Raw genomic sequence first — 10,605 nt, forward strand, 5'->3', positions numbered from 1 at the left:
CGCCGAGACCCGGGCCGTCCTCGCCTCCTCCCTCGCCATGCTCCGCACCAAGCACGCCGACCTGCCCAGCCGCAAGCACGGCAACCCGCCGATGTAACGCACAGCCACGCGTTTCGGAATCAGTCAGACTTCAGACCGGGGGAGAAACCAGGCCATGAGCGCTTCCGCCGAACCTCTCGTACGCATCGTCCGCGGCTCCCTGAACGACGAGGAGCTCGCCGCCCTCACCGCCGTCCTGATGGCCCGCGCGGCCGCCGCCCAGGCCGCTGCCGCCCAGAGCGCCGTCGTCGAGCCGATCGCCAACTGGCAGCGCCTGGAGCGTCGTCCGGCGTACTACTCCCCCGTCAGCTGGCAGCAGGCGGCCTGACCCCTGCGGGGGGCGCGAGGATTTCTGCGTTTTCAGGGGCGTGGGGAACTGCGCGAACAACCATGCACCTTGGCAGAGGGCTGGTCGCGCAGTTCCCCGCGCCCCTGAGTGGTCACCCGTTGCCGCTGGGGTGAGGCTCAGGCTGCCGCGAGGGCCGGGCGGCCGGCGTGCATGACGGCGAGGTTGGTGGCCAGGCGCTGGGGGTCCTGGGAGAGCCAGAGGCGGACCGCGGCACCGAGCATGGCGCTGGCGGAGCCGAGGCGGTCGCCGGTGGCCTGGGCGATGCGGGCGGCGGCCAGGACGAGCAGGTCGGCCAGTGGGGTGGGCAGCCAGACGGTCTGGGCGCAGGGTGCGGGCTGGGCCAGCGCTGCCAGCAGACGGTAGGCGTCGGCGGTGCTGTGCAGGGTCGGCAGTACGTCCAGCAGCCCGTCGGCGACGACCTCTGAGACGTCGCTGCGGTGCCCCTGGGCGAGCCGACGGAGCAAGGCTCTCTCCGCAGCGGTGATTCGGACGGTCAGCATGACCTCGTCGCACTCCATGGTGCGGCCCTCCTCGCGGCCTTGGCGGACTCTGGAACATCGGAGCTGCATTGAACAGCGCCGGACTTCGGGGACTTCTACAGAACTGCTGCGACTACGGTCCCCTGCCACCCTCGTCGGGTGGCAGGGGACCGGCCCGGCGAACCGTCAGCCGACACCGGCGTACGAGTGCTTGCCGGTGACGAAGATGTTGACGCCGTAGAAGTTGAACAGCCAGCAGGCGAAGGCGAGCAGGGCCAGGTAGGCGGCCTTGCGGCCCTTCCAGCCGGCCGTGGCACGGGCGTGCAGGTACGCGGCATAGGCGACCCAGGTGATGAAGGACCAGGTCTCCTTCGGGTCCCACTCCCAGTACTTGCCCCAGGCCGCCTCGGCCCAGATGGCGCCCGCGATGATGGTGAAGGTCCACAGCGGGAAGACCATCGCGTTGATCCGGTACGAGAGCTTGTCGAGCGAACCTGCGGCGGGCAGGCGCTGCCAGATCGAGGCCGGGGTGTTGAACGGACCGGTGGTCAGGCCCAGCTCGATGCGCTGGTCGTACCTGTCCTTGCCGAGGAAGAGCAGGGTGGCGACGAAGGCCGCGTAGAAGGCGCCGCCGCAGATGGTCGCGGTGGAGACGTGGATGGCCAGCCAGTACGAGTGCAGGGCCGGAACCAGCTGCTCGGAGTCGGTGTAGAGCACGCTCACCGCGAGACCGAGGATGAGCAGCACGGCCACCATGACCGGCAGGCCGAGCCAGCGGACCTTCTTCTTCGCGGCCAGCAGCCCGAGGTAGGCGAGCACCATGGTGAGCCCGAAGGCGCAGGAGAACTCGTACATGTTGCCCCACGGCCAGCGCATCACCGAGAGGCCGCGGGTGAGCACGGCACCGGCGTGCAGCAGGGCGCCGAGAACGGTGAGCGAGACGGCGATCCGCCCGGCCAGGTCGCCCTTCTCGCTGGTGCCGGCGGCGCCCGGGCCGTCGATCTCCTCGGCCTCGTCGCGGCCGCTGGTGACCACGGTGGCACCGGCGTCGGCCAGGGCGGTACGGGTGAGGGTGGTGGTGCCGCCGGACGCCGAAGCAACGGTGACGGTGACCTTCTTGGCTGCCTTGGCGGGCTCGTTGGCGGCTGCCACGGTCTCGGCCAGGTTCGCCTGCTCGGCGGAGCGGACGGCGACCGCGCCCTTGCTGCCGAATGTCCACTCGAACATGTGAGCGAACATCGCGATCAGATACACGGCCATAGCCGAGTAGATCAGCTTGTTGGAGAGGTCGGCCAGATGAGGGTCGACTCCCGAGGCGAGATGCACCGTCTACTCCTTGGAGTTCGGGTCGGCGGGGGATGTGGGGTCGGACTCGGCCGCTTCGGGTTCAGCAGCCGCCGGCACGGGTGGATCGTCCTCGGTGGCCGGGGCGTCGTCCTGGAGGTCGACGGCCAGGTCGGCGAGCTCCTCGGCGATCTTGGCGGACTCGCTCCTGGCAAGACCCGCGACCTCGACCAGGGTGCGGCCGTCGGCGGTCGGGGTGGCCCGGACCCAGATCCGGCGACGCTGGACGAACAGCGAGCCGATCAGACCGAGGATCGCGCAGACCGCACCGAGCAGCGCCACGGCGTTGCCCGGCCGGTGGGAGACGGTGAAGCTCGCCCACTGCTGGTAGCCGTCGAAGGTGATCGTGCCGTAGCCGTCCGGGAGGGTCCAGCCCTGGCCGGGCGTCAGCCTGGCCCTGGCGATGTCGCCGTCCTGCTTCAGCTGGGTCAGGTGCTGCGTGTTCAGCTGGTAGACGTTCTGCGGCAGACCGGAGTCGGTGCCGAGGTCGCCCGCCCACGCGGTGAGCACCAGCATCGGCTTGGCGTCGGCGGGGAAGAGCGAGATCGGTCCGGTCTTGTTGAAGTCGTCCGGCGCGGTCGGCAGGAAGTAGCCCTGGAAGCCCAGTTGGGTCTTCCGGCCGTCCTTCTCGCCGTAGTCGTTGACCTTGATGACACCGGTGGAGGTGAGGTTGGAGTCCTGCGGGAGGAAGGCCGTCGGTCCGGCGTAGACGATCTCGCCCTTGGCGTTCTTGACGGTGACCACCGGCGCGTAACCGTGGCCGATCAGGAAGACCTTGCTGCCGCCGATCTCCAGCGGGTGGTTGACCTGGATGTCGCCCTTGGTCAGCTTGGTGTCGTCCTCGCCCTTCCAGTACCGGATGTGGGCGGTGAACTCGCGGGCGGTGCCGATCTGGTCGCCGGTGGTCTGGTAGCGGGCGGTGAAGCCGTCCAGCTTGAAGCCGAAGGCATCCAGGTCCTCGCTGGTGTAGAAGGCCGATCCGGTGAAGTCGTCCAGCTGGGTCATGGTGTTGGCGTAGCCCTGGCCCTCGATCACCAGCTTGCCACCCTGGCCGCTGCCCAGGCTCGCCCAGGCGAAGCCCGCGAGCAGCGCGAAGAGCGAGAAGTGGAAGAGCAGGTTGCCGACCTCGCGCAGGTACCCCTTCTCGGCGGCGACCGCCCCGGTGCCCAGGTGGGCACGGAACCCGCGCTTCTTCAGACGCTGGTAGGCGGCCGCGTTGACCGCTCCGGCGTCGGCGTCGCTGTGCCAGGCCGCGTAGACCGGCATCCGGGTCAGGTTGCGCGGCGCGGCCGGGGGCTTGGCCCGCAGCACTCCGACGAACTGCCAGGTGCGCGGGATGATGCAGCCGGCGAGCGAGACGAACAGCAGGATGTAGATCGCCGAGAACCACACCGAGCTGTAGACGTCGAACAGCTGGAGCTTGTCGTAGATCGGCGCGACCGTCTTGTGCGCGGCCTTCCAGGTCTCCACCTTGAAGGAGTTCTGGCTGTTCTGCGGGATCAGCGAGCCCGGGATGGCCGCCAGCGAGAGCATGAACAGCAGCACCAGCGCGACCCGCATCGAGGTCAGCTGACGCCACATCCAGCGGAACCAGCCGAGCACGCCTATACCGGTCGGGCTGTCCGATTCGGCGGGGGCGCTGCTCAGGCGCTCGGCCTCCGCGTCGGTCACGTCCTCGGGCGGACGGGTTCGGGTGTCGCTCACGGTCAGATTCCGATCGAGAAGTCTTGGGTGGCGTACCGGAGCTGGTCCACCATCGAGTCCCACGCCCCGGTGACCAGCAGCAGACCGACCACGACGAGCATGCCGCCGCCGATTCGCATCACCCACTGGTAGTGCTGCTTGATCCAGCCGAAGGCGCTGAGCGCCTTACGGAAGGCGAGTGCGGCCACGATGAACGGTACGCCGAGGCCGAGGCAGTAGACAGCCATCAGGAAGGCGCCGCGCCCGGCATCGGCCTGACTGATCGACAGCGACTGGATCGAGGCGAGGGTCGGGCCGATGCAGGGCGTCCAGCCGACCCCGAAGACGATGCCGAGCAGTGGCGCCCCCGCCAGGCCGACGGCCGGGCGGCGGTGCGAGCGCAGCTCGCGCATCGAGAAGCCCGGCAGCAGGCCCATGAAGGCCAGGCCCATCACGACGGTCACCACGCCCATCACGATGTTGATGGTGTGCCGGTATTCGAGCAGCGTGTGGCCGAAGAAGCCGAAGAGCGCACCGCCGGAGACGAACACGGCGGTGAACCCGAGGATGAAGAGCAGCGAGCCGAGCAGCATCCGCCCGCGCCGCGCACCCTTGGCGTCCGCCAGGTCGGCGGCGGAGAAGCCGGTGACGTAACTGAGGTAGCCCGGGACGAGCGGCAGGACGCAGGGCGAGAAGAACGAGACGAGACCGGCGGCGAGGGCGATCGGGACGGCGAGCAGTATCGCGCCGCTCGCCACCGTCTCGTTGGTCTCGCCGAGAGCGACCGTGGTCTGTGCGAGAAGGGCGGTACTCACTGGGACTTCTCGTCGACGACGGGCTTCAGCAGCTTCTCCAGGTCATCGGCGGAGACCGCGTGCATCGAGCGGGCGGCCAGCCTGCCCTGGCGGTCGACGATGATCGTGGTCGGGATGGACTGCGGGTTCAGGCTGCCCTTGGGGAACTTGAGGATCTGGGTGCCGTCCGGGTCGTACAGGCTGGGGTAGGTCACGCCGAAGTTCTTCTCGAAGCTCACCGCGTTGGCCGGGTCGGCGTCGCGGGTGTTGATGCCGAGGAACTGGACGTCCTGACCCTGGTACTTCTGCGCGACGCTCTGAAGGCCCGCGGCCTCGGCCCGGCAGGGGCCGCACCAGGAGCCCCAGATGTTGAGGACGACGACCTTGCCCTTGTAGTCGGCAAGCGCCGCGTTGCCACCGTCGAGGGTCTTGCCGGAGATCGCGGGGGCGTCCTCGCGCTGGCCGACGGGGGCGGTGTCCATGCCTCCCTTGCCGACGATGAACCCGGTCTGGCCCCCACCGCTGCCGGAGGAACCAGAACTGCAGCCCGTGAGGGCGAGCACGGCGACGGCGCCGAGGGCGGCGGTGAGGCGGATACGGCGGTGGGTCGTCCCAGACATGTGAAAAGTTTCGCATGGGACTCCAGGCCGTTTCAGGGGGGTCCGACGTTGCGTGTCGGACCCCCTCTGACCTGCGGTTCTTATACTTATGATCCGCTTATTCCGGGCGGTGTGGCGTCAGTCTCCGACCCTGCGGTCCGACGGGCGCGACGGGGCCTCAGGCACCGAAGCTCTTGCCCACCGGCTTGCCCTTGCCGCCCTTGCCCACCAGGTGGGCCGGCAGCAGATCGCGGGCCGGCTCCCGGTAGCCGATCGAGACGATCCGGTCGCCCTCGTAGGTGAAGCTGGTCAGCGAGGCCAGCGAGCACTGACGGCGGCGCGGGTCGTGCCAGAGCCGACGGCGCTCGGCGAAGGAGCGGACCGTCCAGATCGGCAGCTGGTGGCTGACACAGACCGCCTCGTGTCCGCGCGCCGCGTCCCGGGCCGCGGCGAGCGCACCCATCATCCGGACCACCTGCTCGATGTACGGCTCGCCCCAGGACGGCCGGAACGGGTTGGTCAGGTACTTCCAGTACCCGGGGTTCTTCAGCGAACCGTCGCCGACGCCGAAGGTCTTGCCCTGGAAGATGTTGTCCGCCTCGATCAGCCGCTCGTCCACGGCCACGTCCAGGCCGTGCACCTTGCCGATCGGTTCGGCGGTCTCCTGTGCCCGTTCCAGCGGCGAGGCGACCACGTACGTGATGTCGCGGTCGGCCAGGTGGTCGGCGACCCGGTCGGCCATCTGGCGGCCCAGCTCGGAGAGGTGGTAGCCCGGAAGGCGTCCGTACAGGATGCCCTCCGGGTTGTGCACCTCGCCGTGCCGCATCAGGTGGACGACGGTGGTCTCTTTGGCGCTCACGCTCGGTTGCTCCTTCGGCGGGCTGGGCTCGGACGTCTGTGACGGGATGGGGCTCAGGCGGGCTGGGCCCCGGCCGCCGCGCGGGCGGCGGCGGGCAGGGCGGCGGCGATCCGCTCGATCGCCCGCTCGTCGTGGGACGCCGAGACGAACCAGGACTCGAAGGCCGACGGCGGCAGGTAGACGCCCTGGCTGAGCATCGAGTGGAAGAACCCGTTGAAGCGGTACGCCTGCTGGCGCTTGGCCTCGTCGTAGTTGGTGACCTGCTCGTCGGTGAAGAACACCGAGAACATGTTTCCGGCCGTCTGGAGCCGGTGGGTCACGCCCTCCTTGGTGAGCGCGTCCGTCACCAGGCCGGAGATCTCGGCGGCGACCCGGTCCACGGTGGCGTACACCTCGTCGGTGCAGCCCTGGAGCTGGGCGAGGCCCGCGGCGGTGGCGACCGGGTTACCCGAGAGGGTGCCCGCCTGGTAGACCGGTCCGGCCGGGGCCAGGTGCGCCATCACGTCGGCGCGGCCGCCGAAGGCCGCGGCCGGGAAGCCGCCGCCCATCACCTTGCCGAAGGTGAGCAGGTCGGGCGCCCAGCCCTCGTGGGCCGCCTCGACCCCGTACCAGCCGGCCCTGGAGACGCGGAAACCGGTCATCACCTCGTCCGAGATGAACAGGGCGCCGTTCTCACGGCAGAGCGCGGCCAGACCGCCGTTGAAGCCGGGGAGCGGCGGGACGACACCCATGTTGCCCGGGGACGCCTCGGTGATCACACAGGCGATCTCGCCCGGGTGGGCGGCGAAGGCCGCACGGACGGCGTCCAGGTCGTTGTAGGGGAGGACGATGGTGTCGCCCGCCTGCGCGCCCGTGACACCCGGGGTGTCAGGCAGGCCGAAGGTCGCCACGCCGGAGCCCGCGGCGGCGAGCAGCGCGTCCACATGGCCGTGGTAGCAGCCAGCGAACTTGATCACCTTGGCGCGGCCGGTGAAGCCGCGGGCCAGCCGGATCGCCGACATCGTCGCCTCAGTGCCGCTCGACACCAGGCGGACCTGCTCGACCGGGGCCACCCTGGCCACGATCTCCTCGGCCAGCTCGACCTCGCCCTGGCCGGGCGTGCCGAAGGAGGTGCCGCGGGACACCGCCCGCTGGACGGCGTCGATCACGGCCGGGTGCGCGTGGCCGAGGATCATCGGCCCCCAGGAGCACACCAGATCGACGTACTCACGGCCGTCGGCGTCGGTGAGATAGGGGCCGGTGCCGGACACCATGAAGCGCGGGGTGCCGCCCACCGCGCGGAAGGCACGCACCGGGGAGTTCACGCCGCCGGGGGTCACGACCGAGGCGCGGTCGAACAGCGACTGGGACTGAGGGGCCTCGTACGGGTAGCTCATCGGGTTGGTCACTCGGACATGGTCTCAAATCGTGTCCTTTACCTCCGCATGTCGGGCCCGATCATCTGGAACGATGATCCGTGTACTGCGACCGCCCCGTCGGATGCAGCTTCCGCTGTGACGGGAGCCCTGGTCCGCGGGGGCCGAACAGCCTGTACGGTCTGTAGGGTCTGTGCGGTTATCCGTACAACCACAAGGACTGCCAAGGCGTCTGCACGAGCGCCGGCGGCCCGCTGACGGGTCCGCCCGACGGATCGGTCAGACTGTGGACCACGCGGGGCGCGGGCAGGTGTACGCGGCGCAGGTTGACGCGTGTACGGCGGCGCAGGACGGGTAAGGGGCACGTTCGGAGGACGCCGAGCGTGCGGGGGTCTGTCGATTCCGGCGAATTCCGGTGAGGATGGTCCGAGTGTCCGAGACGCAGGACGGTTTCGAGGAGGCCGCGGGTCCGTCCCGCCGGTCCACCGGCGCCGCGGGCGGGGGAACGGGTGCGGGCAGGGGAAGGCGGGGTGAGGGAAGAGTGGGGGTCACCTACAAGTACTTCGGCGCACCCGACCGAGCCACCGCAGCCAGAGTGCCCACCGCCCTCGGCCCGGGCGGCCTCGGCCTGGACGCGGGTGAACTCGGCTCCCTGGGCCGCCTCGGCGACCTGATGGAGACCAGCGGCTCCCCCAACGGCCACCTCTCCACCAAGATCAAGCCCGAGACCATGAGCGCCATGGTCCTCACCGGCATCAAGGGCGTGCCCCTCCACCAGGTCCCACCGCTGGAGCTGGTCGTCCTCCACCCGGACTACGCCGTGGTCCAACTCCCCCACACCGTCGTCGAACCCCTGCGCAAGGCCGACGAGACCGAACTCGGCGCCGCCGCCTTCATCTGGTCCACTGTCCCCGACCGCCGGGGGCCGCGCGACGCGTTCGTGATCTACACGATGCTGCACGAGTGGCAGGACTTCGCCAACCGGCTGCACGACGCGGGGCACCAGCTGTACTGCCTGGTGTGGCCCTGACCTGCGGGTTTGTCACCCCCTGAGCGCCCATCAGCGCCTGCCTGGCGGGCCTTCAGGGGGCACCCGTCAGGCCGCCAGGGCGCCATTCCTCATGGTGTGACGATGTCGAACTCCACGTCACGGAGCGGGCTGACTGCATCGTCGGCGCTGGCGAGGTGCACCCAGCCGCCGGTCAGCTCGCTACGAGCGGGAGCGGTCGTCGAAGTCTGCACCGGGAGCAGTACGGTGGCGGTTCGCAATGCGGGCAGGCCCGGGGGGAAGGTGCAGTTGACGACAGTGCCCTGGGCGCTGGTTGTGCACGCCGAGGGGAAGGATGCACCTGTTGTGGTGGCACCGCTGGGCAGGGTGACCTGCACGTCGTGCGGCGATGCGCTCTCGTCCGGGCCGTTGTTGACCACGAGGACGTTCACGGTCGTCGTCCCGCCTGGGGGAGCGGGTGGGACGGTGACACTTACCACGGCGTAGTGCGAGTTGGAAGGGGCGGGGGCGGCCACCGCCGGTGTCGCGCCGACCGTGCATGCAGCGGCGATTGTCCACAGTGCCAGTTGTCGACGCGGGCGTGGTGTGCGAGTCATGGCCATCACCTGTCTTGCGTGAGATTTCACGTGTTGGAATGTGTGCGGTGCCTGGGATATGGGGGCGCTCCGGCCGGGCTGGGCCGCCCCGAGGGATGGCGGGGCGATCCGATGACCGGGGCGGCGGTATCTGGCGGGCAGTCGGTGCAGACGAGCCGCGTGCTGACGAGGCGTCCGCTCCGGTGGAGGGGATGGCGGGTGTGCTCATCGGTATACGCGCACGTAGTCGGCGGCTGAGGTGATCGGGGTGTTGTTCGGCGGCGCGGGGTGGTACTCCCCTGCGTCCACCGAGAGGTTCAGGATGAGGTAGGCGGAAAATGACGTGCCTACGCCGGTGTTGTCGGAGAAGACCTTGGCGCCGTTCACGTACCAGTTGACCGAGTTGGCACCGTAGAGGACCCCGATCACCACCCAGTTTCCGGGGGCCACCGCGCCGGCATTGGTGTAGTAGTCCAGGGAAGGGTTGATGTGGTTGGTCAGTTCCAGCAGGTTCGGGTTGTCGGGGTGGTACTCGTACTTGTCGATCTCTGTGTCGCCGTTGCGCCAGCTCCACAGCGCGGGCCAGGCACCGAGGCCGGAAGGCATCTGGACCCGGGTCTCGATGTAGTCGTTCGTCCGGACCTGGAATCCCTCGGATGAGCCCTCGGTGGTGAGCAGCCCGGTGTTCCACGCGCGTTTGCCGTTCTCCAGGATGTGGGAGCTGGGCTGGGCGGTGAAGGTGGCGACTCCGTTGGCGACGGTCACAGCGGACTGCTGCAGCCAGTCGAGCTTGTCGTCGTTCGGGTTGTGGTTGCCGTACTGGTAGGCGCTGGTGGTGGTGCCGATCCATCGGGTGCCGAAGGCGATGGGCTGGTTGAACTCCTCATCGAAGGTGAGGGTCTTCCCTTGGGCCGGGTTCGATGGATTCCCTGATGACGGAGCCACGGTCAGGGTCTCCGGGGGCAGGTTGTGGAAGCCCGTACTGTCCAGGTAGTAGCCGAATTCGGTGTAGGTGCCGGCGAGGAAGGTACGTGCGCCCGAGGTGTAGGTGAAACCGGACGGGCAGATGGTCACGTTGCTGAGCGAGTTCGGGAAGTCGAAGTTGCGCCCGGCCGAGTCGCGTACGGCGACTCCGAGCTGTTGCACCGTGGTGCAGCTGGTCGAGTGCACTTTCAGGGTGGCTTTGGCGGAGATTCCGGGCGACGCGCTGGTCGGCGTGAGGCTGTCCTGCGTGATCGTGGTGGCCGCGTGAGCCGGCCCGGGGACAGCGAGGACGATCATCAGGGCTGCCGTGGCTGCTGCGGCGGCCGCCCTGATGCGGCCAAGTGTGTGCATGAGTTCGATCCTTCTTCGAGGACGTGGGTCGTCGGCGGGGGTGGAAGGTGCTCAGCTGACGGTCAGCGTGAACAGCGTGCTCTCGTCCGGCTCGTAGTGATCGTCCTCGCTGAACACCTCCAGGTGCCCCGTGGCCGTGGCACCGTGTGGCACGCCCGGATCCACATGGATCGGGATCAGCGCGG

Annotated in this window: 11 protein-coding genes; 2 read left to right on the forward strand and 9 right to left on the reverse strand. The window is 69.2% G+C overall.

Features of this window, described 5'->3' with window-relative positions; translation table 11 throughout:
* Positions 1–154 precede the first annotated feature (154 nt).
* Positions 155–367 (forward strand): acyl-CoA carboxylase subunit epsilon, encoded by a 213-nt coding sequence (locus P3T39_RS36395; protein ID WP_280703610.1) that lies wholly within the window; start codon positions 155–157, stop codon positions 365–367.
* A gap of 137 nt (positions 368–504) precedes the next feature.
* On the opposite strand, the gene P3T39_RS36400 is transcribed toward P3T39_RS36395, so the two are convergent.
* The 7 genes from P3T39_RS36400 to hemL all read right to left on the reverse strand — a co-directional run bounded on the left by P3T39_RS36400 (position 505) and on the right by hemL (position 7,522).
* Positions 505–906 (reverse strand): hypothetical protein, encoded by a 402-nt coding sequence (locus tag P3T39_RS36400; protein WP_280703611.1) that lies wholly within the window; start codon positions 904–906, stop codon positions 505–507.
* Between the two features lie 147 nt (positions 907–1,053).
* Entirely contained in the window at positions 1,054–2,193 is a 1,140-nt protein-coding gene (gene ccsB / locus P3T39_RS36405; protein WP_280703612.1) for a c-type cytochrome biogenesis protein CcsB, read from the reverse strand.
* Between the two features lie 3 nt (positions 2,194–2,196).
* Entirely contained in the window at positions 2,197–3,915 is a 1,719-nt protein-coding gene (locus tag P3T39_RS36410) for a cytochrome c biogenesis protein ResB (protein ID WP_280703613.1), read from the reverse strand.
* Between the two features lie 2 nt (positions 3,916–3,917).
* A complete protein-coding gene (locus P3T39_RS36415; RefSeq protein WP_280703614.1) occupies positions 3,918–4,709 on the reverse strand; it encodes a cytochrome c biogenesis protein CcdA in 792 nt (263 codons plus the stop codon).
* Positions 4,706–5,308, reverse strand: a complete 603-nt coding sequence (locus P3T39_RS36420) for a TlpA disulfide reductase family protein (protein WP_280703615.1) — start codon at positions 5,306–5,308, stop codon at positions 4,706–4,708. The genes P3T39_RS36415 and P3T39_RS36420 overlap by 4 nt, the downstream gene beginning before the upstream one ends.
* Before the next feature lie 157 nt (positions 5,309–5,465).
* Complete coding sequence (locus P3T39_RS36425) at positions 5,466–6,113, reverse strand: histidine phosphatase family protein (protein ID WP_280703618.1); 648 nt, start codon at positions 6,111–6,113, stop codon at positions 5,466–5,468.
* An 86-nt stretch (positions 6,114–6,199) separates the two neighbouring features.
* On the reverse strand, positions 6,200–7,522 hold the full coding sequence (gene hemL / locus P3T39_RS36430) for a glutamate-1-semialdehyde 2,1-aminomutase (RefSeq protein WP_280703619.1): 1,323 nt from the start codon (positions 7,520–7,522) through the stop codon (positions 6,200–6,202).
* 520 nt (positions 7,523–8,042) lie between these two features.
* On the opposite strand from hemL, the gene P3T39_RS36435 reads away from it, so the two are divergent.
* Positions 8,043–8,531, forward strand: coding sequence for a hypothetical protein (locus P3T39_RS36435; protein ID WP_280703620.1), 489 nt, complete (start codon positions 8,043–8,045; stop codon positions 8,529–8,531).
* 89 nt (positions 8,532–8,620) lie between these two features.
* Here P3T39_RS36435 and P3T39_RS36440 read toward each other — a convergent pair whose 3' ends face one another.
* Both P3T39_RS36440 and P3T39_RS36445 read right to left on the reverse strand, forming a co-directional pair.
* Positions 8,621–8,941 (reverse strand): hypothetical protein, encoded by a 321-nt coding sequence (locus P3T39_RS36440; RefSeq protein WP_280703616.1) that lies wholly within the window; start codon positions 8,939–8,941, stop codon positions 8,621–8,623.
* Between the two features lie 369 nt (positions 8,942–9,310).
* Entirely contained in the window at positions 9,311–10,420 is a 1,110-nt protein-coding gene (locus P3T39_RS36445; protein ID WP_280703617.1) for a family 16 glycosylhydrolase, read from the reverse strand.
* Positions 10,421–10,605 lie beyond the last annotated feature (185 nt).

The sequence above is a fragment of the Kitasatospora sp. GP82 genome (assembly GCF_029892105.1).
Lineage (GTDB): Bacteria > Actinomycetota > Actinomycetes > Streptomycetales > Streptomycetaceae > Kitasatospora.